Genomic DNA, 24,323 nt, shown 5'->3' on the forward strand with positions numbered 1-24,323 from the left:
GAAACACAATGGGTTTCGACCTTCACCTCTTGGGTGCTTGCCATGAAAAGCCCAATCTCTACGCTGCGTTCCTGGCTGGGTAGGACTGCTGAGCCTGCAGGCGTGCCGGCGGCCGCCGCTGCGCCGAGGCAACGACACAGCCGTAGCCGCAGTTCGCTTAACGAGGCACTGGCCGGGCTGGCTCCGCGCCAGGTCGATCGTGGCACGCCAATGACCGCGCCAGAGCGTCGTCAAGCTGCACCACGCCGCTCGGCAGACGACGAATTGCGTGAGGCAATCGCAGCGGTTCGCGCGGGCGCCGTCTGGTCGCCCAGCTCAAGCGGACCGGGTTCGCCGCGCACGGCATCGCATGCCTGGATCGGCAGCGACCAAGGCGAGACGTCTGCCGCCGGCCTCAAGGGCAAGGCGCCAGCCGAGCTCGACGCCGTAGCGAAAGCCGAAGACCAGAACGCGCTGCTCGACATGGTGTGGGAAACTGATTTCCCGTCCGAACACGTCAACGACATTCTCAAGCGCTTCCCCGACCTGGCCAATGCAACAGACCACCGTGGCGACACGCTGCTGAGCAACGCCATAACCGCCCGCAACCTCGAATTCGCCAGCACCCTGATCGCGCACGGCGCCGACCTGCAGATAACCGACCAGCGGGGAGACACGCCCCTTCATCTGGCCGCGAAACACTATCCGGCGCTCGTGGGCCCGCTGCTCGAAGCCGGGGCCGACGCGAAGGCAACGGACATGCGCGGTACTTCACCGCTCTTCAACGCCAGGTCCCCGGAGGCGGTCGAGTGGCTGGTACGCGCCGGGGCGCCCGTCGATCAGCGTGATCGCAACGGCGATACGGCGGCGATGCGGCTCGCCCAGTCGGCCAACCGGGACACGGTACTCGCGCTGCTCGCGCATAACCCGGACCTCACTGTAAAGAACAGATCCGGCCGCACTTTCGCCCAGTTCCTGACGGCCCGCTTCGGCGGGGCAGCCGATGTGATTCCGACGCATGCTTATGCGGCCAGGGCATTTCTCGAACTGGCGAAGCGCGAGTCGCCGTTGCTCGGCAACCTGCGCGACCGCAAGCCCCCGACTGCCACGCCACAGCCGCAACCACAGAGCCGTACGGAGCAGCACGATCTGCGCATCGAGCCCGATCTGACATTATCGCCAGCTCGTTTCGGCGCATCCGGCAAGGCGGCGATCAACAATCTGAAGTCTGGCCACAAACTGAACTTCGTCGCCGATCCACTGCGCGCTTTCGACGAGCTCAACGACAAGGAAGCCGAATCACTTTCTGAAGCATTGGGGTTCGGCAAACTCTCCTCCGACCACACTGAAGTGCGCGAGCAAAAGCGCGCGATCCGCGAAACGTTCAAGCAGTTCGGCCAGGAGATCAGCGGCCAGTTGCGCAACTACGACGACGCCGCTCTACGACATCCTGCGATAACCGAGTCCCTGACGTCCGCAGAGATGACCGAACTGCAAAGGGTGATGAAAATCGCGCATCTGCGCATTGCCGCCAAACGTGTGCCGGGCGGCGAATTGCAACAGCCGCTCAAACTGCGGATATTCTTCGAAGGCACACAGAATGGCCGCGACTTCCGCCAGGATGTCTCAAGCGCATTCGGCCGGATCGGCGAGGTCGACCGGGCGACGAAACGGGCCGGCGAACTGTTTGCAAAGATCCTCTCGTATCCGAACCGCGCCGAACTGGAATTCGTCAGCGGCATGTCGATGGGTGGCGCGATGGCCCAGACCTTCCGCGCGACCGTCGAAAGCCGCGTCCTGTTGCCGAAACAGCCGTCGATGATTCTGCTGGACTCGCAGTTGCTGAACAACAACCAGGCGCGCCGCGCGACAAAGGACGGACACATCGATGTCGATTACAGCCGCCCGAGAGGCGTCGCGATCACACTCGACTATGCGAAAGCCCCGCATCGCGGACTGACGGGGATCATGAAGGGCGCGGGTGGCTACAGGTATCCCGGTCTCGTGCACCTGAAACTCGGCTTGACCGATACCGATGGCCCGAACGGCAAACGCCCGCAAACGAGCGGGCCGCCCGGATTGGGCTACCACGCGGACCCACGGCTTTTCAGTAACGCTCTAGCGCGTTTTTCGGTCGATCGCGAACAGGCGATCCTCGACAATCCCGCTCTCGACGAAATGCGCGCACCGCGCTGGACGCCCCGTCGCGGCCCGGTGCGTACCTCGGAGACCTTGCCCGCCATCGCGAGGCGAGGCCGCTTGCCCATGGTGTCGATTGCGGAAGAGGACTAGTCCGGATTCGAGCAAGCGTGAAGCGAGGCCGGGCAACAAGCGGTTCTGGTCGGCAGCAGCTAGCCAAACAAAACCGGCAAAGCGCCACGGTGTAGCGGCACCCTAATCAAGCGGCCCGCGGCGGCTCAGGCACGTGCTCGCCGCGCTCGCGTGCGTCCAGCACGCTCAGCGCGGTGGTGTACGCCCACTGCAGCTCCTGGAAGGCGGCGACACTGCCACTCGGCTTGTCCGGATGCAGGCGCAGCGCATCTTTCCGATACTGTGCTTTCACTGCCTCACGTGTCGCACGATCGTGTGGCACACCTAGCACCGCGTACCATTGCCGGAAACCTTTGGGAGGGGTTTGATCCACCGATGGCACAGGACGTGGGCGCGCCCCTTGCGGCATGCTGCCCGGTGGCGGTGCAGAGCCTGCAGACGAAGGCGGATTCCACCGTCCCGTGAAAGGCGGTGTCGTCGTGCCGTAAGGGCCATGGGATTGATGCGAACCGTACGGAGCGTAGCCATACGAGTGTCCCGGCTGCCATGCGCCGGCGCCGTGGTGATAGAGGCCACCCGCATACGGCTTATAGGGGGGCGCCCCGTAGGTATAGCCGCTATTGAGCGCCACGAAGAAAGGCTGCGGCGTGGTGGGTTGCAGGCCGACATGCAAGGTATGGAACCGGCCGTTGAAATGAAACCCGAAATGCATCCCGGCCCCATGCGCGGTTTGCCCGAATCCGTATGAGAATCCGAACAGTTGGCCGGCGCCGAACAGGCGACTGTGATATCCCAGCCGGTTCCATGTGGGCCGCACATATTGCGGGTAGCCATGAGCCGTGAAATGCGGGGCGGCGTATGCGCCTGCGGAATGCTGCGATGGGTGCGATGGCCGTCGATACGTGTAGGACTGCGCAAAGCCTGGTCCACCGGCGGCAGCCGAGTGCCGGCTCGGCGCGGGACGCGGCCTCGCAGGACCGTTGCTTCGTTCGAACCCTGCGGCACCGGGGGCATCGTTCTTTCGGCCGGACCGGTTTGCGTCACCTGCGGCCTGTGCAGATTGCGCACCCGTGCGTGCTTGCCCGGAGCGCGCAGGCCCATTGCCCGGCCGCGCCGGTCTGTCAGGCGGTACGCTGGAACCCTTGGAGCCACCCGACTCCGCGTGCGCACGGTTGAAGAAAGTGGCAAGCCGCTCTACACCGTTTGAACCTGGCCGGCGTGAACCGGCAGGATTCGCAGCCGACGGTGGACTCGCCGACGCCCCGGACGCTCTTTGCGCCGATGAATTCGTGCCACGCAGGTGCGAAAACGCCTCGTCTTTCCTGGCACGCGGCGTCGTGTCCGACCTTCGTGACAGGTTGTCTGGAGCGGGGCTCGCAGCAGGCTGTGCCAAGGGCAAAGGCAACGCGTTATCTATCCGGCTCGGCATCAGATTCTCCTGTCCATACCCGCTTGCAGGCACCGCACCACCCCGCGATCGAGCATGAGCGCAGGTGCAGGGCCGCAGCAGGCCCAAACGGCATCTATCTATTGTCCAGCCATCATGTCGCATGGATGCCCCTCTGCCCGCGAAAGACCAGCGCAGCCGGCGAATTCGCGCCAGTTAGCGTTCGATGCGGGTAATGAGCGCGTTGGCGTTGGGTTGGTAACGAACCTGCGGCGTTCTCAGCGCGCCACGTTGATGGTGGCGCAGCCGCCGGTCATCACGGCAGCCAATGCGTTACATGCGTTGACGATCTGCTTCGCGCCGCCTTCGGCAGCGCTGCTTTTGAGCGCGGCATAGACCTTGGCCGCATTGAGGTCCGGATTGACAGCAAGCAACAGCGCAGCAATCCCCGACACATAGGCGGCGGAGAACGAGGAGCCGGACAGAAAGTCGTAGTGGCCGCCCGGCGTAAGCGTCAGCACGTCCCGTCCCGGCGCGTAGACCACCTCGCCGGTGGTGGCGGTACCTGGCATGTCGGCGGCAATCACGTGAGCAATGCCGACCGGAAACGCGTGCATGTCGCCGTCCGGTGGAACCGCGCCAACCACGATCGCGCCGTGCCGCAAGCCGTATTCGACCAGTTGGGTCAACAGGGGATCGGGCGGTCCACTCAGACTCAGGTTGATCACCTGTGCGTGCAAGTCGATCGCGGCTCCAAGCGCCTGGGCCAGCGTCAGCGAATTGCAGATCGACGGACCGCTCGACGCTGCGCCGCTCGCCGGCGGCATCTGCCAGCAGGCCTTCAGCGCGAAAATCTCCGCGCCCGGTGCGACGCCCGTGACGCCGTGCCGGTTGCCCGGATTCGCGGCAATCACACCGGCCACCGCAGTGCCGTGGACATCGCGGTTGAACAGCGTCGCGTCCTGCTCGACGAAGTCGCGCTTCAGGACGATTTTGCCGGCCAGATCGGGATGCGTCGTATCCACGCCCGTATCGATCACCGCCACGCGGACGCCCTGTCCTTGCGAAACGCGCTGGGCAGCTAGCGCGTCGATATCCTGCAGTCCACGCTCGAGGCTCAGATAGTCTCCCCGGGAGGCCGGCGCGGCCGGCTCGCCTAACGTGCGAAAAGACTGCAGCGGCTGCGCAAGCTTCACGCGGCGATCCTTGCCGAGCTTCGCCAGTACCTCGGCGCGGGGCACACTGCCGGTTATTTCCAGCACGGCGCAATGCACTTGCAGTGGCACGATCGGCCAGGCCATCACCTCGCGCAAGTTGTAGTCGCGCGCGATTGCCGCGACCGTCGCCCGCGCGCTGCCGTAAGCCGCGTAACCGGGTGCGCCGTCATAGCCGCCGGCCGTCGTGCCGGCCAGCATCGGCATCGACTCGCTCGGATTGGCGACCGTGACGATAACCATGCGGTCGCTGTTCGTGTTCATGTGTTCTAGCGCCGCCGGATCGATCTGAAGATTGGATGGCGGCACAAGGGACACACCAGTGCAAGCCGCCAGCAGCGGCAATAGCAGGGCAGCCAGCGAGACACGACGCGTCAGTTCGGACACGCGGGTTGCGCGGGCGGCCAGCCGTGCGCGCATGCCGTCGAACGTTCTCATCGGGTTCTCCCGAAACGTGGTGGAAGGATTGCGGCCGGCGTGCTGGATGAGCGGTCCATCATTGGGCTTGTCTCTGCGGAAAAGTTAGGGAACACGGTAGATCCTCTCCGTGAGTGCCGCTATGAGGAACGAATGTTGCAACCGTCGGCAACATTGCAAAATTTCGCGAGCCCGTACCGGCGGCGCTCAGAAGCGCCAGACGCAATCGGCGACGAGACGGTTGTCCGCCGTGCTGCCGAAGCGCCGTTTTGCCCCGGGACTCGTGCCGATCAGGGACGTGTCGAATTGAAACTGGCCGATTTGCCACGTTACGCCCAGACTACCGTAGGCGAATCCGGTGTGGTAGGGGCGCTGCAGGCCGAAATAGCCGAGACTGCCGTCGGCCGACCAGCCAAAGCTCAAAGGTATGCGTACGACGCTATCCGCCGAGAATACCGGACCAGAAGCGCTGTGTCCTTGCGCATCGACCATACGGGCATGGGGAGAGCCGCCGGCCGAGACGAAGATCGTGCCGCGGTAGGCTTCGGTCACCCTGAAGTCGTCGAAATCGAATGAGCTTAACGCCGCGTCGGTGTACCCGTAGTGGGTCCAGCCATATTGCGTGCGCCAGTCGCCGGCGCCGCCCTGCAGGTAACCGAGGCCTCCGACGAACAGCCCAGTGGCAGAGTCGGCCGGCACAGGCTTGGCACGCGCGAGCGAAGCGTCTGCATAAAAACCCGAATTCCAATAGTACGCTGCATCCACGCCGATCGATGGCGTACCTTCGGTCAGCGACAGGCCGCGCAGCACCTTGTCGGTCGCGGCCGTGGCATCGACGCTCCAGCCTTCGGCGCGGGCCGCGGCGGGCAGCACGAGCGCGGCACAAAGCAGCGCAGCGAGGGTTCTTCCGCAGGGAAGCCTCGCGGCACCCGATCGGTGCAACGTACACGCACGACGAGGCATGATCGACAAACGGAGTCCCGAGGGCAGGCGTACGCGCTATTGAGCGCTACACAATCAAAGCCGCCATCGTACCCGATCCAATAATGCGGCCCCGTATCTGCCCTGCCACGGTCGTGCCTGGAATCAGCATGCGGGGGTGCGCAGGCCCGCCGCACGGGCGGCGCTCACGCCGACCCGTGGCATGGTACGGCGTACCGCGGATCAGTCGGCCTGGTTGAGGCCGCCCTCGGCTGCCCAATCGAAATCGTTCGCGCCAGCGATGCCATCGGCGCCCGCCACATCGTGCGTTTCGATCTGATTGAACGTGTCCGAGTTTTGCAGCATGTACGCCGCCGCAGCCGAGACACCAGGCGGCGTATTGGCCTGAGGATTGTAGGCAATCTGATAGAGCTGGTTCGGATCAAGCGTGTTGATGCCGTTGTCGTGCATATAGCCGGCAAGCGCACCCGACGCGCTTTGTGCATCGGTCTGCGAAGCGGCCACGGCAACCGGCGTGGCCGGAACATTGCCGAGTCCGCCCTGCGCCGCCCAATCGAAGTCGTTCGCGCCTGCAATGCCATCGGCGCCCGGCACATCGTGCGTCTCGATCTGATTGAAGGTATCCGGGTTTTGCAGCATGTACTGGGCTGCCTCGGACACGTCGGACGGCGTGCCGGGCGCCGGGTTGTACGCCATCTGGTAGAGCTGGTTGGGGTCCAGCGACCCGATGTTGTTCTGTTGCATGTAGCCGGCGAGCGCGCCCGATGCGCTTTGCGCCGTCATGTCCGAGCCAGTACTGCCGTCCAGATCGGCTTCGGTGATGCCGTCCTGAGCAAACACCTGCTGCATCATTTGCTGCAACGACTGCAGCGTCGACTGGTAGACCGCGTTGTAGTCGAAGGGCTGCGTTTCGGCCTGGGCCGCCGCGGCTGGGTCGGTACCGAGTGAATCGGTATTGGTGGAGATATCGATGGAAACGTTCATGGTGGGCCTCGTCGTCTGATTGTTCGCCCGCACCGCACCATGCGGCGCGGATCTAACCGCGCGAGCGGCGCGCACTCGCCATACGCTACTCGCGCTGCCGACACAACGCGCCGCTCCGTACGTTAAGTTAGCCAAACGAGCCAGCGCGGCTCACGCACCCGGCGAAATCCGCACGACTTCAGCGAACCATGGCCGGCGCATCTCCGTTCGCTGCGCAAGTCCGCCGCTCCATTGGCGTTCCCACCAATTGGGGCGGTTCGCCCAGAAAATAACGAATCAGGTCCATCGCCCATATCGGCGCGTAAAGTTTCTACGGTAGGATCGGCCCATGCCCGATCGCCAGCGCACGTGCCTCGCCGGCAACCGGCGCCCGAGCCGACACCCCCCCAAGAAACCATCACGTCAATATGAAGTTGAGGTGTTGCTCGCCCCATCCCCTGCAAGCAGCGGCTACGTACGCGCGCCGCCTGCTGCGTTGCGCCGCGCCACTGGCGCTCGCCGCCCTCTGCTGCCCGGCGCCGGCCATGGCCGCATTCGACGACTGGCAATTTCAGCTACAGGCCACGACCGACCGGATCAATCGCGGACTCGACCAGAGCGACGGCAAGCCATCGGTCGGCGCCGAGGTCAGTTGGTACCCTGGACCGGGGTTATTTGCTAACGCGTCGGTGTCGCCGGTCAGGTTTTTTGACGGCGCGCCGCTCGGCGCCGAGTTCATCGCGAACGCTGGATACTCGTGGCGTTGGGCCGCCGACTGGAGCCTGCAGGCGATGTTGTCCCATTACCAGTTCGCGCGTGAGCCGATGGCCTCTCACTTCGAATACGACGAATTCGCGCTGGCGGGCAGTTGGCGCGATTGCCTGTTCGCTTCCGTCACGGCATCGCCGGATACGACTTATGATCTTGCGCCTCGTTCGCGTGCGTTCAGCTACAACCTGGGCACGCACCTGCCACTTCCCGCAGGCTTCTCGGCGATTGCCGGCATCGGCTACTACGACCTGAGTGCGAGTCTCGGTGCAGGATTCACCTACGGCGACGTCGGCCTCGCCTACCAGTACCAGGCCGTACAGTTCGAGCTGTCGTACGTCGGCACACACGGCCCCGAGCGCCTCGAGTCGATGCTTGGCTCGATGCTCGTGCATCGCTGGGTCGCACAGGTGAGCTGGCGTTTCTGAGCGGGCCGCACTCGCCCTATTGTCGTTGCTAGCCCAGGGCTGGCGGCGCGCCCGCCCGATCACCAGCCAGCCATTGCGTCTCGACGCACGTCACGTTTAGGCGCGCAAAGGCCGCATAACTTTAATCATTTGAGGGCTTCTGTTACCCTGCGCCCTTTGCTACCGCTCGCATTCAACCCGATGGAAACCCCTTTCAACGACCGTGGCGTCTCGGTCACGCGTAACGCGCTCTCCTCCGCCGGACAGGTTTTCCCGCTGCGCGAAATCCTCAACCTGCGCGTCGTCACCGTGCAGAAGAACAAGGTCCTGCCCATCACGATCTCGGTGATCGGCGTGGTCGGGGCGATCGTCGGCGGCGTGTTCCTCTCGTCCGCCGGCATCGTATGCGGCGTCATGCTCGCGGTCGTGGGATGGCTCACATGGTCCACCCAGGACGTGACGCACCGCCTGGTCGTCGAGACCAGCAGCGGCGAACGTGAGGCGCTGTCGAGCATCGATCTCGAGTTTGTCGAACGCGTAGCGCAGGCAGTGCGCAAGACCATGGCCGCCGCGCCTGCTCCGGGCCCGGCAGCGGCGCCGCAAGCCTGAACGGACGGGCCTGCGCCTTAAAACGTACGGCCCTCGCCCGCTTCGGCGTTAACACAAAATTAACCTGAAAGCCGCGAGCTTTTGCACTCGCTTGAGGTTGGCAGGGCTACAGTGGACTCATCTCCACAACACGCCGCCAACCTCCGTGGCGGCGCACCACGATGTTACAGTCCACCGTCACGCGTGCCACGCTGCGCCCCCGAGGTTTGCGCGCGCCCACGTTCTCGACATCCGTGCGCGTACCGCTCGTCACCCTCGACGTCACGGTGCCCGGCACCTCCTCAGCAATCGGCAGGCGGGCGTTGCACGCCGCGCTCGGCAAGAATCTGCAGCTCTACGTTGTCAGCATCGACAAGCGCAATGAGCGCATCACCTTCCGCGTCGAAGTCGTCTCACGCACCCTCGATGAAGTGATCAGCGCTCTCGCCGGTGCACTGGACCGGGCCATCCTCGGCCGCGCGGTGGAAAGCATGGTCCGTCGTCCCGCGTGATCGTTCGCGCAGTCTTTGATACGGATCAAGCCTTTACACATTTTTTCAATTCGGTATAACGAGGCAGGTAGAGTCTGCGGTTCTGTTATCCCGCGTTCCCTACCGCAGGCCTCGCAAGCGCCCCGCTTTCACTGCCCACAAGGCAATCGGCCCTCGCGACTGTCGCCCTTGCGGCCCGCTTTACAGATCACGATGCACCGCCTCCGTCAGGGACACGCTCTTTTGCAAAGTGTGCTCCATGTCCCTGCTGTCCCGAAATTCCGCAAGCTCCCTAGTCTCCCTGCGCGGCCGTTTGAGCGCGCTCACCACGGCGGCGCTCGTCGGCGCAGCCGCACTGAGCGGCTGCGCCGTCACCTTTCCGGTGCCGACGCCGCCCGCTCCTACCGCCACGCTGATCAACGGCGGTAACGACGGTGTGCTGATTCCACTGAAAGTCGAACGCGCCGATGAAGGTCACGCGCGGCTCGGCCTGCCGGTCCAGCTCGACGGCAAAGCCGTCTATCTGGCGTTCGACACCGGCACCCAGGGCGTACGTGTGTTGTCGAAGGTGCTGCCCGGCACGAACTATCCGGCTGCCGGCGCCAGGACTTCCCTGGCGCTTGCGAATGGTGCGCAGGTTTCGGGGCCGTCGGTCAAGCTGCCGGTCAGCGTGATCGGCACCAAGCCGGTAGAGGTCACCGCGCAAAGCGTCAATGACGTGCGCTGCCAGCGCACCCAGAGACACTGTCTGGCCATGGACGGCTACACCGGCGAGTTCGGCTGGGCCTTCTCGGGCATCTTCGGCGCAGGCGCCGCGCAAGCGAACGACGACTGCTGCACGCAGCCGCTGCGTGCGTTGCCGGCCAATATCGGCCAGCGCTATCTGGTGCGCGCGAATTTCGCCAAGCCCTTTGTGATCCTGAGCCCGTCGAACGCCCTGACAAAGGATTTCACCATGGTGCCGATGACGGCCTCGCAAGGCGGCGGCAGTCAGTGGCCGGTGGGCTGCGTTCAGGTAGGCGACAAGATGCGCTTCTGCGCGCCGGTTGTGTTTGCCACTGGCAGCACCGGCATGATCCGGCTCGAAACCGACAAGGCTCCGAACTGGACAGACGACGGCGAGGAAAACGCCGTGCTCACGCAAGGCAACTATGACGTGGCGCTTGGCGTCGGCTCGTGGGGGCATCGTTATGAGAGCGCCCAGGTCACGATCGCCAAGGCGAAACCGGGCGCGAACCGGATTGTGGTCGGCTTGATGGCCATGCAGAACCTCGACGTGCTGCTCGATTTCCAGCACGGCCAGCTCGGGCTGCATGCGGCGAAGACGTCGGAGACGTTGGCGCCGTAAAGACGAGTTTTACGCGCACCTCCCTTCCACCGCCGCCGGGCCGCAAACATCTGCACGCACCCCGGCGGCGGCTATCCGCTAAGACATATCCAGCGGATTCACATGCCAAATCTCGCGCGCATATTCGCCAATCGTGCGATCCGACGAGAACTGCCCCATGCCGGCGACGTTCTCGATCGCGCTCTCGGCCCACGCGCGCTGATTGCGGAAACGCTCATCTACCTCCTTCTGCGCCTGAGCAAAAGCCGCGAAATCCGCCAGCACCATGTAGTGATCGCCCCAGTCCACCAGTGTATGGAAGATGTCCGAGAAGCGCAGCGGATCGTCGGGGGAAAAGAAGCCCGTGCGAATCTGATCGAGCGCCAAGCGCAGTTCGGGGTTTTCTTCGTATAGCTGGCGCGGGCGGTAGCCTGCTGCACGCAGGTCGTCCACCTCGTCGGCGGTATGGCCGAAGATAAAGATGTTCTCCCGCCCGACCGCATCGCAAATCTCGATGTTCGCGCCGTCCATGGTGCCGATCGTCAGCGCGCCGTTGAGCGCCAGCTTCATGTTGCCGGTCCCCGACGCCTCGGTGCCCGCCATCGAAATCTGCTCGGACAGATCCGCCGCCGGAATGATCAGCTCTGCTACGCTCACGCCGTAATTCGGCACGAACACCACCTTCAGGCGATCGCCAATCAACGGATCGTGATTGACCTTCTCGCTCACATCGCCGATCAGCTTGATGATGGTCTTCGCCATCCGGTACGCAGAGGCCGCCTTGCCCGCAAACATCACCACCCGCGGCACCCAGTCGCGCTCCGGATTGGCGCGGATCTGGTTGTAGCGCACGATCACGTGCAGCACGTTCAGCAACTGCCGCTTGTATTCGTGGATACGCTTCACCTGCAGATCGAACAATGCGTTCGGATCGAATGAGACCTTCGTGTGGTGGGAAAGACGCTGCGCGAGGCGCAACTTGTTCTGCCGCTTCGCTTCGCGAAACGCGTCGACAAACGCGCTGTCGTTACGCAGATCGCGTAGTTTCTCGAGTTCGAACAGATCGCGGCGCCAGTGCGTGCCGATCTGCTCGTCGATCAGCGACGACAACGACGGGCTCGCCTGCGCCAGCCAGCGACGCGGCGTAATGCCGTTGGTCACATTGGTAAAGCGTTCAGGGTAAATGCGTGCGAAGTCCGCGAAGATATCGCGCGTCATCAGTTGCGAATGCAGCTTTGAGACGCCGTTGACCTTATGGCTCGCCACGATCGCCAGATATGCCATCCGCACGCGCCGCTGGCCGTATTCGTCCACCAGCGAAATGCGCCGGATCATCTCGGCGTCGTGGCCCGACTGTTCGCTGACGTGCTTGAGGAACTGTGCGTTGATCTCGAAGATGATCTCGAGGTGGCGCGGCAACAGGCGCGCCAATGTCTCGACATCCCACGTTTCCAGCGCTTCGGGCATCAACGTATGGTTGGTGTACGAGAACATCTGCTGGATCTGATGCCATGCCTTGTCCCATGGCACGTGATGCACGTCCACGAGCAGCCGCATGAGTTCGGGAATCGCCAGCACCGGGTGGGTATCGTTCAGATGCACCGCGACCTTCTCCGCAAAGCGGCCGAAAGTGCTGTGCGTGCGCTGATAGCGGCGGATCAGGTCCTGCATCGTCGCCGAAACGAAGAAATACTCCTGGCGCAGCCGCAATTCGCGGCCCGCCGGCGTGGAGTCGTCCGGATACAGCAGACGCGAGACGTTCTCCGACATCGTCTTCGCGTCGACGGCGTTGCGGTAATCGCCACGGTTGAAAGCGGACAGATCGAGCTCTTCGGTCGCCCGCGCGGACCACAAGCGCAGGGTGTTGGTCGCGCTCGTCGCATAACCGGGGATGACCGTGTCGTAGGCCATGGCGTTGACATGCTCGGTATCGATCCATTCGACGTGCTCGCCGCGCTGCACCGTGCGGCCGCCGAAATGCACCAGATATTGGATCTCGGAGCGCGGAAACTCCCACGGGTTGCCGGCGCGCAGCCAGTAGTCCGGCGCCTCCACCTGCTCGCCGTTGACGATCTGCTGGCGGAACATGCCGTACTCGTAACGAATGCCGTAGCCGAAGCCCGGAATGCCAAGCGTCGCCATCGAATCGAGAAAGCAGGCCGCGAGGCGTCCAAGACCGCCGTTGCCAAGCGCGGCGTCCGGCTCCATATCGGTCAGCGCTTCCATATCGACGCCGAGACCGGCGAGCGCCTCGCGCATCGGCTCATAGATGCCGAGCGCGAGCAGCGCATTCGTGAACGTGCGGCCGATCAGAAATTCCATCGACAGGTAATACACACGCTTCACGTCCTGCTCGTACTGCAGGCGCGTGGTCTTCATCCAGCGCGCGACCAGCCGGTCGCGTACCGCCAGCGCCGCGGCGTGCAGCCAGTCATGTGGACGGGCAGTGACAGCGTCCTTACCGACGCCATACATCATGCGGTTGGAAATAGAGCGCCGTAGCGCATCGACAGTACTGTTGAGCTGGTCGAACTCCAGATCCACGGCTGTCATTGAAGCCTCCGGTAAGAGCGACACAGCACACGCAAACCGCACAGTTGACGGACGGGAGGCGCGTGCCGGTCAGGCGGGTAAATATGCAGAGTAGGACATTTCCGATCTCCCGTCACCGGGGCATCGCGCCGACGACGCTGCGCGCAGCGCGGCTCGCGCGGCCGCTTGGGCTCGCGCAAGCCACTCCAGGCACAAATACGGTGCAAGCACACCTCAAGCGACCGGCTAGCCTGCACTAGTATGGATGATGAAGAAGGCATCTCCACGACCGTGCGAGCCGCACACGCCTATGTCGCGCCTGTCGTCTTCATCCTGCTCCGACGGAGGTCGAGATGAACGCACAATCCATGCTCGGAATGTTCCATGCCCAGGAACTGCTGCTGGTCTCAGTGATTCGTGCGCTGCCGCCGGAGATGCGGCGCAGGATTGCCGACGAATTCCAGGAGCAGGTCGAACTGGCCGAGGGACCGCATCTGAGCGCCTCTCAGGAGCACGACACAACGGAGGCGTTCAAGACGCACATCCGCAAGTTGTCGATTTTGCTGGCTTCTTTTAGCTGATTTAGCTGACTTCGGTTGACGGATCGCGCCAGGTGCACGAAGCTCGCGGCACTCGTTGTGCGGGCCGGTTGGCCCGCTGAGCATGGCTTGCGCCCACTACGGCCGGTGTTGGTGGACGGTCGACGGGCTTGACCGTTAGTTGCGTTTATAGCGCAGCAATCGCAGACTCCGGTAGGTGGCCCCCTGCCCGGCAGCCAGCAGAACTTTGCCGAGTCTGTAACAATCAGTTCATTCGCAGCGCGTCGAAGCGTCATGCCGGTCTATCGCTCGCGCGCGTCCTTTTAATCCACGCATTGGTAATCGATCCCGCGAGGCGCCCCGCCAGCCCTCTCGCGCCGGAACGCGCGCCAGCCGACGAGCCAAGGCCTTGTCCGTGAAGACCCCGCTTTCCCCCGACTACGCGCCGCCTGGCGACGCCCCCATGTCCGCCAGCAACAGGCGTGCGATGGCCGCCGTGATGCTGGCCGTGGCCCTCGCCACGCTCGACACCGCGATCGCCAACACCGCCCTGCCGGCCATCGCAGCCGATCTGCACGCCGCGCCGGCCGCGTCGGTGTGGATCATCAATGCCTACCAGTTGGCGATGGTTGCGACCTTGCTGCCGCTAGCGGCGCTCGGCGATATCGTCGGCCACCGGCGCATCTATATCAGCGGCATCGCCGTGTTTACCTTGGCGTCGCTCGCCTGCTCGCTATCCGGGACGCTGCCTCTGCTGGCCGCGGCGCGCGTGCTGCAGGGACTGGGCGCAAGCGCGATCATGAGCGTCAACACCGCCTTGATCCGCTACCTATACCCGCCGCACCGGCTCGGACGCGGCGTCGGCCTGAACGCGCTGGTGGTAGGCGTGTCGTTCGCGGTCGGCCCGACCGTGGCTTCGCTGATCCTCTCGCTCGGCACCTGGCCATGGCTGTTCGCGGTCAACGTGCCGCTCGGCGTGCTGGCGCTCGCCTTCGCGCTGCCCGCCCTGCCGCATACGGCGCGCGGCACGCATAATTTCGACCGGGTTGCCGCGCTTCTGAACGTGATCACGTTCGCCGCGCTGATCTTCGCGCTAGGCGAAGCCGCCCAGCGCGAACCCACGCAGTACGTGCTGTGCGCGGCAGCGGTCGCGATTGTGTTCGGACTACTGTTGATGCGTCGCGAAGCCGGCCATCCGGCGCCGATGCTGCCCGTCGATCTGTTCAAGCTGCCGGTGTTCGCGTTGTCGGCGGTGACTGCCGTGTGCTCGTTCGCCGCGCAAGGGCTGGCGTTCGTCTCCCTGCCGTTTTACTTCGAGGATGTGCTGCATCGCAGCCAGGTGGAGACGGGCTTCCTGATGACGCCATGGCCAGTGGTCGTCGCGCTGGCGGCACCGTTTGCGGGACGACTGTCAGACCGTTATCCGCCGGGTTTGCTGGGTGCGATCGGGCTGGCGGTGCTGTCTGCGGGGATGGCCTCGCTGGCGCTCTTGCCGGCGCACCCGCAGGTGCTCGATATCGGTATCCGGATGGCGGTGTGCGGGGCGGGCTTCGGCTTTTTCCAGTCGCCGAACCTGAAGGCTCTGATGGCGAGCGCGCCGCCCGAGCGCAGCGGCGGCGCAAGCGGCATCATCGCCACCGCGCGGCTGCTCGGTCAGACAACCGGCGCGGCGCTGGTGGCGCTGAGTTTCGGGATTGCCGGCAGGCACGGGCCGACCTTGGCGCTGACGGCGGGAGCAGTGTTCGCGGGTGCCGCGAGTATTGCGAGCGGCTTGCGGCTGTTTGCGCCGTCGCATCGCGCGCCGGTCAGTGCGCCCTCGTCGGCCAAATGAGATGGCGTCAAGCCTGCCAGCCAGGTGTGTTTTCAAACCAGGCGGGTGCTAGCCCCGCTTGGGCATTAGCCAAGACCGTAGCCAACGCCTAGGGCGAGGCGGCCTGTCAAAGCCACAGCCCTTAACAACGGCGCCGCTCGACAAGCCTCAACGCGCGACGAAATACCCCTTCACCGCTGCCAGGAAGGTGTCGATGTCCGCGCGCGAGACGTCCAGATGCGTGACAAAGCGCGACGCATACAGCATCTGCGTCAGGATCCCGCGCTCCTTGAGCCACGCTTCGAGCGGCGCACAGTGTTCTGACGGAAACTGCACGAACACCATGTTGGTGGCCTGCGAAAGCACCTTGACCTGCTCGATCTGTGCGAGACCGGCGGCCAGATGCGCGGCGTTGGCGTGATCCTCGGCGAGGCGCTCGACATTGTGATCGAGTGCATAGAGACAAGCTGCTGCCAGCACGCCTGCCTGGCGCATGCCACCGCCCAGCACCTTGCGCCAGCGGTGCGCGCTTTGCAGCAGGTCCTTGCTGCCGACCAGCACCGAGCCCACCGGCGCGCCCAGACCCTTCGAAAAGCAAATCGAAACCGAATCGAATGGCGCGCACAGCGCCGCCAGCGGCTGGCCCGAGGCGACCGCTGCATTGCAGACGCGTGCGCCGTCGAGATGCGTTGCCAGCTTGTGCTGGCGCGCGAGCTGCACCGCTTCGGCCACGTAGCCCGCCAGCAGCACCTTGCCGCCAATCGTGTTTTCGAGCGCCAGCAAGCGCGTGCGTGCGAAGTGATCGTCGATCGGCTTGATGGCGGCGACGATCTTGTCGAGCGGCAACGAGCCGTCCGCAGCATTCTCGATCGGCTGCGGCTGGATGCTGCCCAGCACCGCCGCGCCGCCGCCTTCGTATTTATAGGTATGGGCCAGTTGGCCGACGATGTATTCGTCGCCGCGCGCGCAATGCGCCATCAAGGCAGCCAGGTTGCTTTGCGTGCCGCTCGGAAAGAACAGGCCGGCTTCCTTGCCGGCGCGTTCGGCCACGGTGGCCTGCAGGCGCAACACGGTCGGATCGTCACCCCACACGTCATCGCCCACTTCGGCGGATGCCATGGCGGCCAGCATCGCCTGGCTCGGGCGGGTGACGGTATCGCTGCGCAAATCGATCATCGGAAATTCCTGTGTGTGAGAGCGCCTTGGCCGAAGAGACGTTTCGCAGGTCTGCGGCACGGCATAGCGGTGGTCTGAAACGGACCAGTGTATTCAATTCCGAACGCGCTGAAAACCGGCCGAAATCACGCCACTGCCCTCACGCTTAGCCGCCCGCCCTCGGCAACCACGCCAGCGGGTCGACCGGGTGCCCGTCCTGACGCACCTCGAACTGGATCGAGCCAACGCCGCGGCTATCGGCGCCCACCTCGCCAATCGTCTGGCCTTGCGAGACCGCGTCGCCTTCCTTGACGAGCAACGTGCTGTTCTGGCCATACGCCGTGATCAGCGAATCGCTGTGCTTGATGATGATGAGCGGCCCATACGCCTCGATCCCGGTGCCGGCGTACACGACCCGCCCGGCCGCGGCAGCCTTGACCGGATCCCCGATCCTGCCGCCGATCACGATGCCCTTGCTGCTACCAGGCACGAAGGATTTGAGCACCGGACCACGCAGCGGCCACATCAACGCGCCCTGCTGCGCGACCGCACCCGCACCCGCGCCCGGTACGCCTGGGACACCCGGCGCAGGCAAGCCGGCCACGACCGGCGGCGGCGCCACCCGCAGCACTTGCCCCACCGTCACGCTGGCGTTCGGCGCCAGGCCATTCCAGCGCGCCAGATCCTGCGGACGCTGGCCGTAAGCGGCGGCGATGCCCGGCAAGGTGTCACCCGGGTTGACGCGGTAGTAACCCGCCGCCACCGGCGCTGTGGCGCCATTGGTCTGATAGCCGCCGGATCCATTGGCGTAGGGTTCGGGGGAGGCGCCCCATGGCGTGATCGTGCAACCGCTAAACGCCGCGGCCACGAATACGGCAAACAGAACCTGCGAAGCTAAACGATGCGACTTTTTTGTCATCTGATAATCCTCGACACGTGAGTCAAACAATCTTCGAGCGTCTGCAGCGGGGCGATCGCACTTCGGCGCGGCAGCCGAGGCGAATGGCCCAGCCGCTACCCAGCAGGAAGCGGGCCTGTGGTGCACTGCACGGAGTCCGCCGGCGGCCTCGCGGACGTGCATTTGTGCAGCGCCGCAACCCAATCCGTCTGGCAAATGTGCTCGCGCCATTATAGGGGGCGATACCAGCCGGCCACGCCGCGTGGAGTCCCAGCGGCCGTCGCCGCCATTGGTGTGACCATTGCAACCGGCATTGCCTCGCCTATACTGGGTCTTGCTGACGCAACGCACAGCAGGCGAACCGCTCGCCGCCATGTACTGTCCGTGAGGAGCTCGGGGATGAACAAAGCCACGTTTCTGGCCGTGCAGTTAAACGTCGAAGATGTCGTCGCATCCCCGGGTTTAGTCGAGCTGCTCAATACCCACCTTGTCTTCGCAGCGGACGTCGCCGAAGCCGCCGACGCCCTGGTTCAACTCGCCAGCATTGCCCGGCTGGCGAGCGGTGTCGAAGCGAGCGTGGAGATTCCCGCGTTGGCCCTCGAGCGCTTGCGCGAAGCGCTCGACAACCTGAGCGGCTACGACGAGTCGTGGCTGCTTGCGCTCGAACCGAGCAGCGAATTATTCGACGACATCGCGCGCCGGCATCGCACATTGCACTAGCCGCACTGCTTCGGGTTGGCGGCACTGCCGCCGCGCCCCTCCGCTTTCGTTCACCGCACGCACCGCCTTGCGGCCCGGCATGCTCCACCGTCGGCGCCGCCTCGCGGCAGCGGGCGAGTCACTCTGAGGAACTGCCGTGAAAAGTCTCCTGAACCGACGCAGTGCTTTGTTTGCCACTGGCCCCTCCCACCTTGTCCAGGTGGCCCACGACAGCACCGCCTCACCGCACGACGAACCGCCGGCCCCGCTCGGGGCCCCGGTTAGCCCCTCCCTTGGCGCCCCACTCGCCGCCGCGTCGGCGCCCGCCGCAGAGCAAGCCGAACCGGCTGAATCCCCGCGGCCCGTCACGACCTTGCGGCCGGTGCCGGTGGTGCCCTCGCAAGTGAGCGGCCGCGCCGTGCAGATGGCCGACACCGCCGAAGTGGAGTGGCTGGCGGAGGAAGAAGCCTTGACGCCGTTCCGGGTATTCCGAAGTTTCGACTATTCGGTGAGCCTGTTGTTCCATGCCCGCGAACTGGCGTATTACGTGGCGCTGTATCAGGACGGCACGCTGTGGCGCGCCCTCAAGGCTGCGGATCTGGATGCCGCCGAGGCCGCGTTCCATCACTTCGAGGAGCAGGCCACGCGCCTCTCCGAGGGCGAGACCCGCCGCGCCCAACTGGAAGCGCAAAACGAGCAGCTCGCGCGGATGATCGCGCAATCGGAAGCACAGGCCGAGCGTCTGCGCTGCGACTTGCAACGCAATGCGACGCAGGAGCAGGCCGTGAGCGGCCGGCAGCATCAGGTGCGCAAGGAAGTCGCGCAACTGGAGGCGCAGCGCGTGGCGGCGCAAGCGCAGTTGAACAAGGCGCACCGGCAGATTCATCAGCTCAACCTGACGAGCAACGAAGGCGTGCCACACTTACCGGGCCGTTGAGCGCCCATCTCAAGCGACGCTTTCGCCTCGCTCCAAAAAAACAGCCCGGCCCACCCCACTGAGGGGCGGACCGGGCTGCTTGTTTTGCTGAGGCGGGTCTGTGCCCTGAAACGCTAACGTTCTACGTACGGTACGACGCTCAGGACCAGTTGGCGTGGAAGCTGCCCGGCTTGTCGATGCGCTCGAACGTATGGGCGCCGAAGAAATCGCGCTGCGCCTGCACGAGGTTAGCCGGCAGACGCTCGGAGCGATACGCGTCGAAGTACGCCACCGCCGACGCAAACGCCGGCACCGGCACACCAGCCTTGACCGCGGCGATCACGACGTCGCGCAACGCCGCCTGATAGTTCGAGGCGATGTCGTTGAAGTACGGGTCGAGCAGCAGGTTGGCGATCGCCTTATCCTTCGCGTAGGCGTCGGTGATCTTCTGCAGGAAGCGGGCGCGGATGATGCAGCCCGCGCGGAAGATCTTCGCAATGGTGCCGAAGTCGAGATCCCATTTGTACTCTACCGAAGCGGCCCGCAATTGCGCGAAGCCCTGCGCGTAGGAGATCACCTTGCTGAAATACAGCGCACGGCGCACCGATTCGATGAACGCGGCGCGGTCGCCCTCGAACGCCTTCGGGGCCGGTCCCTGGATGACCTTGCTCGCGGCGACGCGCTCGGTTTTGAGCGACGACAGCACGCGCGCAAACACGGCTTCGGTAATCAACGGCAGCGGCGCGCCGAGGTCCAGCGCGTTCTGGCTCGTCCACTTGCCGGTGCCCTTTTGCGCCGCGCGGTCGAGGATCACGTCCACCAGATCCTTGCCGGTGTCGTCGTCCTTCTTGCTGAAGATCTTCGAGGTGATTTCGATCAGGTAGCTGTCGAGTTCGCCCTTGTTCCATTCCGTATAGACGGCGCCGAGTTCCTCGTTCGACAGGCCGACCACCTGCTTCAACACCGAATAGCTTTCGGCGATCAGTTGCATGTCGCCGTATTCGATGCCGTTGTGCACCATTTTCACGAAGTGACCGGCGCCATCCGGGCCCATGTAGGCCACGCAGGGCTCGCCGTCCGGCGCCTTGGCGGCGATTTCCGTGAGGATCGGTGCGACCAGGTCGTACGCGTCGCGCTGGCCGCCGGGCATGATCGACGGGCCTTTGAGCGCGCCTTCTTCGCCACCGGAAACGCCCGTGCCGATGAAATGCAGGCCGGCCTTGGCCAGTTCCTGGTTGCGGCGGATCGTGTCGGTGAAATGCGTATTGCCGCCGTCGATCAGAATGTCGCCCTTATCCAGCAAGGGTTTGAGCGAGGCGATGGTGGCGTCGGTCGGCTCGCCGGCCTTGACCATCATCAGGATGCGGCGCGGCTTTTCCAGCGACTCGACGAACTCTTCGAGCGTGTAGGTCGGCACCAGCTTGCGGTCAGGAAACTCTGCGATGAGTTCATCGGTTTTCTCGCGGCTGCGGTTGAACACGGACACCGCATGACCGCGGCTCTCGATGTTGAGTGCCAGATTGCGGCCCATGACCGCTAGCCCCACTACGCCGATTGCCTGTTTGCCCATTTGAATTCTCCAGATTCCGAAATGTCGAGACGCCGCGCCACCAATGCCACCGGCAGGGCGTCGAGGATGAAAGCATAAAAGAAATGCCTGATTGGCGCTTGCTAACGGGCTGCAAAAATCGCTGGCCCGCGCCCGCTCCTGCCGCCAACCCGGGCGGCGTGCGAATCCCTCTTGAGACCCGCTGCGTGCGCTAGCGTTTCGTCAGCACCAGACTGAAATTGTTAGCGGGCATCTCGATCGGCTCGCCGCACATCAAGCCATGCGCCTCGCCCAGCGCCACCACGGTTTCCATATCGCGCACGCCCCAGGCGGGATTGCGGCTGCGCAACTGCTGGTCGAAGGCCTCGTTGCTCGGCGCCGTGTGGGCGCCGTGACGCCGGTACGGCCCGTACAGATACAGTACACCTCCGCTGCCGAGCAGACGGTCCGCGCCGGCGAATAACGCCTGCGTGGCGCTCCACGGCGAGATATGAATCATGTTGATGCAGACAAGCGCCTGCGCCGCGTCGACGCCCCACGGGGTGCGCTCGACGTTCAGTTCGAGCGGCGCAAGCACATTGGCGAGACCGGCGTGGGCCGTCCATGCGGCAATCGAGGCGCGCGCCTCGGCGTCGGGGTCGCTCGGCTGCCAGACGAGTTCAGGCAGCGCCGCCGCGAAGTGCGTGACATGCTGGCCAGTGCCGCTGGCGATTTCCAGCACCAGGCCACGAGCCGGCAGCACACGCCGCAGCACTGCGAGAATCGGCTCGCGATTGCGTTCGGTGGCGGGGGCATGCTGGCGCATCGCGGAATTAGCGGGGTTCGAGGGATAAGCGGGGTTCGTCATTTAGTAGAGGCTCGTGCGCATTCGTTCGACCAACTCGATATCGTACGCGGCGGCATCGAAGGTTTCGCCGTTCAGGCGCTTGTGGATCGCGCCGGCGCTCGGCAGGCGCGAGCGTTCTACGTGGCGCGCAGGATCCCACAGTTTGGAGCGAGCCAGCGCTTTCGAGCAGTGGAAATACACCGTATCGACGTCGACCAGCAGCACCGTGCGCGGCAGCTTGCCGTCGACGGCGAAGCTTTCGAGCAGGGCCGCATCATCGGAAATGCGACCGCGGCCATTGACCCGCAGCGTTTCGCCCACCCCCGGCACCACGAAGAGCAGCCCGAGGTGGGGCTGGACGATGATGTTGCGCAGACTGTCGAGCCGGTTGTTGCCCACCCGGTCCGGAATCGCCAGGGTGCGCTCGTCGATGATGCGCACGAAACCCGGCGCGTCGCCACGCGGCGAGCAGTCGAGCCCTTCCGGCCCTGCAGTGGCTAGCACGACGAAGGGCGCGAACTCGATAAACGCACGGTAGTCCTCGTTGATGCAGGGAATTTCCTTACGCAACGAGCGTTCGTGCGGCGTGCCGTACAGCGTCTCGAGTTGTTCGATGGTGGTCAGCATAGGGGTTCTTATGTCGATCGGAGTTATTAGGGTGAGGGCCGCGTGCGGCGCGCACCTCAGCCGAGGGCAAGACGCGCTGCGAGCGCGCTCAGAGTCTCGGCGCACGGCGCGGCCACTTTCAGCGCCAGCAACGGATCGGCGCGGGTACGGCCAAGATTGATCGCGGCAACCGGCTTGCCCATCTTTTGCGCCCACACGCAGAAGCGATAGCCCGAATACACCATCAGCGACGAACCGACCACCAGCATCGCATCCGCCGCCTCGAGCGCGTGTGTGGCGTCATCGACGGTCGTACGCGGCACGTTCTCGCCAAAGAACACCACCGACGGCTTCAGCAAACCACCGCACGCCGGACACGCCGGAATGCGGAAGCCGCCGAGATCGTGCCATTCGAGGTGCGCGTCGCCATCGGCGGCCGGTTCGGCGGCCACCTCGAGCAACGCGGGGTTGGCGGCTTCGAGGCTCTGCTGGATCGTTGCACGGGCATGCCGGGTGCCGCAATCGAGGCAGGTCACGGCGCCGATACTGCCGTGCAGCTCGATCACGTTGCCGCTGCCGGCACGTTGATGCAGACCGTCGACGTTCTGCGTCACCAGCGTCGGCACATGCCGGGCGGCCTCGAGCCGCGCCAGCGCCCGATGCGCGCCGTTCGGCTGAGCCTGCGCCACCACCGGCCAGCCGATCATGCTGCGCGCCCAATAGCGTTGGCGCGACGCCAGCGAGCCGAGGAACTCCTGCAAGGTGATCGGCGGCGAGCGCTTCCACTCGCCGTTGTCGTCGCGATAGCCGGGAATGCCGGAATCGGTGCTGATGCCTGCGCCGGACAGCACGAACAGACGCGGATGGCGCTGCACGAAGTCATGCAGCGCGTCGACTGCGGGCGTTTCAACGAGGGCGGGCTGGAGGTCGGTCATGGGCGGGGATGGCGTGCCTGCCACTCAGCCAGCGCGGCTTCATAGCGTTCAAGAGCGTCCTCGTACAAATCGAAGATGCAAGGGCTGCAGCCGCTATGACAGCAATCGTCGAGGCCGGGGCGCACGGGTTGAACCGGAGGTGGATCGTCGAGCGGGTTGTTCTGCGGCCGGTTGCGCAGTTTGTCCTTCGGCGAGGCTGGAGGCACGGCTATATCCGGGTGATATGGAGCAGTCAGTATAAGTTGATCCAGTCCCCAGCGTGCAGTGCGGGCAGCGGCGACAGCGTTTCGTGGCCCCTACCCCACCCGCGTCAGCCCAGCCCTCACCCGCGCCCGACGAACGGCATCTTGCTCGCCATGATGGTCATGAACTGCACGTTCGCCGACAACGGCAGATCCACCATATGCAACACGGCGTCCGCGACCAGTTCGACATCCATCAGCGGCTCGATCGCGATCTCGCCGTGGGCCTGCTTCACGCCCTGCGCCATCCGCGCGGCCAGTTCGGTGGCGGCGTTGCCGATGTCGATCTGGCCGCAGCAGATATCGTAAGGGCGGCCATCGAGCGACACCGATTTGGTCAGCCCGGTGATGGCGTGCTTGGTCGATGTATAAGCAATGCTGTTGGGCCGCGGCGCATGCGCCGAGATCGAGCCGTTGTTGATGATGCGGCCGCCGCGCGGCGTCTGCGTTTTCATCATCCCGAAGGCCGCGCGGGTGCAGAGAAACACCCCGGTCAGATTGGTATCGACCACCGCGCGCCAGTCTTCGACGCTGAGCTCGTCGATCTCGACCGGCGGCGCACTGCGACCGGCATTGTTGAACAGCACGTCGAGACGGCCGTAGCGCTTGCGTATTGCATCGAACAAAGCGGCGACGCTCGCCGCGTCGCTCACGTCGCAGGCCACGGCGAGCGCGTCCTCACCGCGTTGCCGCGCCTCGTCGGCGAGCGCATCGAGCGGCGCCTGACGGCGCCCTGCCAGCACCACGCTATAGCCATGCGCGAGCAGCTTGCGCGCCGTCGCGAGGCCGATGCCGCTCCCCGCGCCGGTCACTAGCGCGATTTTGTCGATTGCCGTCACAACGTGTCTCCTCGCAGATCAGT

General features: G+C 64.7%; 22 protein-coding genes. 9 read left to right on the forward strand and 13 right to left on the reverse strand.

Annotated features, from left to right (window positions below):
• The first annotated feature begins 42 nt into the window (after positions 1-42).
• Positions 43-2,271, forward strand: coding sequence for an ankyrin repeat domain-containing protein (locus tag BLQ92_RS33135; RefSeq protein ID WP_090693094.1), 2,229 nt, complete (start codon positions 43-45; stop codon positions 2,269-2,271).
• 106 nt (positions 2,272-2,377) lie between these two features.
• Here BLQ92_RS33135 and BLQ92_RS40300 read toward each other — a convergent pair whose 3' ends face one another.
• The 4 genes from BLQ92_RS40300 to BLQ92_RS33155 all read right to left on the reverse strand — a co-directional run bounded on the left by BLQ92_RS40300 (position 2,378) and on the right by BLQ92_RS33155 (position 7,194).
• Positions 2,378-2,962, reverse strand: a complete 585-nt coding sequence (locus BLQ92_RS40300) for a J domain-containing protein (RefSeq protein ID WP_175772378.1) — start codon at positions 2,960-2,962, stop codon at positions 2,378-2,380.
• 953 nt (positions 2,963-3,915) lie between these two features.
• Entirely contained in the window at positions 3,916-5,289 is a 1,374-nt protein-coding gene (locus tag BLQ92_RS33145) for a S8 family peptidase (protein WP_090692825.1), read from the reverse strand.
• Between the two features lie 186 nt (positions 5,290-5,475).
• On the reverse strand, positions 5,476-6,141 hold the full coding sequence (locus tag BLQ92_RS33150; RefSeq protein WP_090692829.1) for a hypothetical protein: 666 nt from the start codon (positions 6,139-6,141) through the stop codon (positions 5,476-5,478).
• Positions 6,142-6,432: 291 nt separating this feature from the next.
• Positions 6,433-7,194, reverse strand: a complete 762-nt coding sequence (locus BLQ92_RS33155) for a hypothetical protein (RefSeq protein ID WP_090692832.1) — start codon at positions 7,192-7,194, stop codon at positions 6,433-6,435.
• Between the two features lie 524 nt (positions 7,195-7,718).
• Between BLQ92_RS33155 and BLQ92_RS33160 the strand changes: the two genes are divergently transcribed.
• The 4 genes from BLQ92_RS33160 to BLQ92_RS33175 all read left to right on the forward strand — a co-directional run bounded on the left by BLQ92_RS33160 (position 7,719) and on the right by BLQ92_RS33175 (position 10,775).
• Entirely contained in the window at positions 7,719-8,369 is a 651-nt protein-coding gene (locus tag BLQ92_RS33160; protein ID WP_090692837.1) for a TorF family putative porin, read from the forward strand.
• 180 nt (positions 8,370-8,549) lie between these two features.
• Positions 8,550-8,957, forward strand: a complete 408-nt coding sequence (locus tag BLQ92_RS33165) for a DUF6232 family protein (protein WP_090692845.1) — start codon at positions 8,550-8,552, stop codon at positions 8,955-8,957.
• 161 nt (positions 8,958-9,118) lie between these two features.
• Complete coding sequence (locus BLQ92_RS33170) at positions 9,119-9,448, forward strand: hypothetical protein (protein WP_090692848.1); 330 nt, start codon at positions 9,119-9,121, stop codon at positions 9,446-9,448.
• A gap of 238 nt (positions 9,449-9,686) precedes the next feature.
• Positions 9,687-10,775: a hypothetical protein gene (locus BLQ92_RS33175; RefSeq protein WP_425312540.1), complete on the forward strand. Its 1,089-nt coding sequence runs from the start codon at positions 9,687-9,689 to the stop codon at positions 10,773-10,775.
• Between the two features lie 78 nt (positions 10,776-10,853).
• Here the strand turns inward: BLQ92_RS33175 and BLQ92_RS33180 are convergent, their stop codons facing one another.
• A complete protein-coding gene (locus BLQ92_RS33180) occupies positions 10,854-13,307 on the reverse strand; it encodes a glycogen/starch/alpha-glucan phosphorylase (RefSeq protein WP_090692856.1) in 2,454 nt (817 codons plus the stop codon).
• A 332-nt stretch (positions 13,308-13,639) separates the two neighbouring features.
• Between BLQ92_RS33180 and BLQ92_RS33185 the strand changes: the two genes are divergently transcribed.
• On the forward strand, positions 13,640-13,867 hold the full coding sequence (locus BLQ92_RS33185; protein ID WP_090692861.1) for a hypothetical protein: 228 nt from the start codon (positions 13,640-13,642) through the stop codon (positions 13,865-13,867).
• Between the two features lie 421 nt (positions 13,868-14,288).
• Positions 14,289-15,656: an MFS transporter gene (locus BLQ92_RS33190; protein WP_090692865.1), complete on the forward strand. Its 1,368-nt coding sequence runs from the start codon at positions 14,289-14,291 to the stop codon at positions 15,654-15,656.
• 147 nt (positions 15,657-15,803) lie between these two features.
• Here the strand turns inward: BLQ92_RS33190 and ltaE are convergent, their stop codons facing one another.
• Both ltaE and BLQ92_RS33200 read right to left on the reverse strand, forming a co-directional pair.
• Complete coding sequence (gene ltaE, locus BLQ92_RS33195; RefSeq protein ID WP_090692870.1) at positions 15,804-16,811, reverse strand: low-specificity L-threonine aldolase; 1,008 nt, start codon at positions 16,809-16,811, stop codon at positions 15,804-15,806.
• 145 nt (positions 16,812-16,956) lie between these two features.
• On the reverse strand, positions 16,957-17,709 hold the full coding sequence (locus tag BLQ92_RS33200) for a peptidoglycan DD-metalloendopeptidase family protein (protein ID WP_090692874.1): 753 nt from the start codon (positions 17,707-17,709) through the stop codon (positions 16,957-16,959).
• A gap of 378 nt (positions 17,710-18,087) precedes the next feature.
• On the opposite strand from BLQ92_RS33200, the gene BLQ92_RS33205 reads away from it, so the two are divergent.
• Positions 18,088-18,408, forward strand: a complete 321-nt coding sequence (locus BLQ92_RS33205) for a hypothetical protein (protein WP_090692877.1) — start codon at positions 18,088-18,090, stop codon at positions 18,406-18,408.
• Between the two features lie 136 nt (positions 18,409-18,544).
• On the forward strand, positions 18,545-19,324 hold the full coding sequence (locus tag BLQ92_RS33210; protein WP_090692881.1) for a DUF2968 domain-containing protein: 780 nt from the start codon (positions 18,545-18,547) through the stop codon (positions 19,322-19,324).
• A gap of 139 nt (positions 19,325-19,463) precedes the next feature.
• Here the strand turns inward: BLQ92_RS33210 and gndA are convergent, their stop codons facing one another.
• The 6 genes from gndA to BLQ92_RS33240 form a co-directional block, all read right to left on the reverse strand.
• Entirely contained in the window at positions 19,464-20,873 is a 1,410-nt protein-coding gene (gene gndA, locus BLQ92_RS33215; RefSeq protein WP_090692884.1) for an NADP-dependent phosphogluconate dehydrogenase, read from the reverse strand.
• A 190-nt stretch (positions 20,874-21,063) separates the two neighbouring features.
• A complete protein-coding gene (locus tag BLQ92_RS33220; protein ID WP_090692888.1) occupies positions 21,064-21,699 on the reverse strand; it encodes a DUF938 domain-containing protein in 636 nt (211 codons plus the stop codon).
• Positions 21,700-22,305 (reverse strand): pyridoxamine 5'-phosphate oxidase family protein, encoded by a 606-nt coding sequence (locus tag BLQ92_RS33225; protein WP_090692892.1) that lies wholly within the window; start codon positions 22,303-22,305, stop codon positions 21,700-21,702.
• A gap of 56 nt (positions 22,306-22,361) precedes the next feature.
• Positions 22,362-23,219, reverse strand: coding sequence for an NAD-dependent protein deacetylase (locus tag BLQ92_RS33230; protein WP_090692896.1), 858 nt, complete (start codon positions 23,217-23,219; stop codon positions 22,362-22,364).
• On the reverse strand, positions 23,216-23,425 hold the full coding sequence (locus BLQ92_RS33235) for an oxidoreductase-like domain-containing protein (RefSeq protein ID WP_244106225.1): 210 nt from the start codon (positions 23,423-23,425) through the stop codon (positions 23,216-23,218). The genes BLQ92_RS33230 and BLQ92_RS33235 overlap by 4 nt, the downstream gene beginning before the upstream one ends.
• Before the next feature lie 116 nt (positions 23,426-23,541).
• Positions 23,542-24,300 (reverse strand): SDR family oxidoreductase, encoded by a 759-nt coding sequence (locus BLQ92_RS33240; protein ID WP_090692901.1) that lies wholly within the window; start codon positions 24,298-24,300, stop codon positions 23,542-23,544.
• Positions 24,301-24,323 lie beyond the last annotated feature (23 nt).

Origin of the sequence: Paraburkholderia phenazinium, from assembly GCF_900100735.1 — a bacterium.
In the GTDB taxonomy this organism is placed as follows: domain Bacteria; phylum Pseudomonadota; class Gammaproteobacteria; order Burkholderiales; family Burkholderiaceae; genus Paraburkholderia; species Paraburkholderia phenazinia.

Coding starts and splice junctions, on each gene's coding strand:
- BLQ92_RS33230 (WP_090692896.1), bottom strand. CDS start 23,219: ATGACCGACCTCCAGCCCGCCCTCGTTGAAACGCCCGCAGTCGACGCG.
- BLQ92_RS33135 (WP_090693094.1), top strand. CDS start 43: ATGAAAAGCCCAATCTCTACGCTGCGTTCCTGGCTGGGTAGGACTGCT.
- ltaE (WP_090692870.1), bottom strand. CDS start 16,811: ATGATCGATTTGCGCAGCGATACCGTCACCCGCCCGAGCCAGGCGATG.
- BLQ92_RS33185 (WP_090692861.1), top strand. CDS start 13,640: ATGAACGCACAATCCATGCTCGGAATGTTCCATGCCCAGGAACTGCTG.
- BLQ92_RS33180 (WP_090692856.1), bottom strand. CDS start 13,307: ATGACAGCCGTGGATCTGGAGTTCGACCAGCTCAACAGTACTGTCGAT.
- gndA (WP_090692884.1), bottom strand. CDS start 20,873: ATGGGCAAACAGGCAATCGGCGTAGTGGGGCTAGCGGTCATGGGCCGC.
- BLQ92_RS33170 (WP_090692848.1), top strand. CDS start 9,119: ATGTTACAGTCCACCGTCACGCGTGCCACGCTGCGCCCCCGAGGTTTG.
- BLQ92_RS33220 (WP_090692888.1), bottom strand. CDS start 21,699: ATGACGAACCCCGCTTATCCCTCGAACCCCGCTAATTCCGCGATGCGC.
- BLQ92_RS33175 (WP_425312540.1), top strand. CDS start 9,687: ATGTCCCTGCTGTCCCGAAATTCCGCAAGCTCCCTAGTCTCCCTGCGC.
- BLQ92_RS33205 (WP_090692877.1), top strand. CDS start 18,088: ATGAACAAAGCCACGTTTCTGGCCGTGCAGTTAAACGTCGAAGATGTC.
- BLQ92_RS33190 (WP_090692865.1), top strand. CDS start 14,289: ATGTCCGCCAGCAACAGGCGTGCGATGGCCGCCGTGATGCTGGCCGTG.
- BLQ92_RS40300 (WP_175772378.1), bottom strand. CDS start 2,962: ATGCATTTCGGGTTTCATTTCAACGGCCGGTTCCATACCTTGCATGTC.
- BLQ92_RS33145 (WP_090692825.1), bottom strand. CDS start 5,289: ATGAGAACGTTCGACGGCATGCGCGCACGGCTGGCCGCCCGCGCAACC.
- BLQ92_RS33155 (WP_090692832.1), bottom strand. CDS start 7,194: ATGAACGTTTCCATCGATATCTCCACCAATACCGATTCACTCGGTACC.
- BLQ92_RS33225 (WP_090692892.1), bottom strand. CDS start 22,305: ATGCTGACCACCATCGAACAACTCGAGACGCTGTACGGCACGCCGCAC.
- BLQ92_RS33160 (WP_090692837.1), top strand. CDS start 7,719: ATGGCCGCATTCGACGACTGGCAATTTCAGCTACAGGCCACGACCGAC.
- BLQ92_RS33200 (WP_090692874.1), bottom strand. CDS start 17,709: ATGACAAAAAAGTCGCATCGTTTAGCTTCGCAGGTTCTGTTTGCCGTA.
- BLQ92_RS33165 (WP_090692845.1), top strand. CDS start 8,550: ATGGAAACCCCTTTCAACGACCGTGGCGTCTCGGTCACGCGTAACGCG.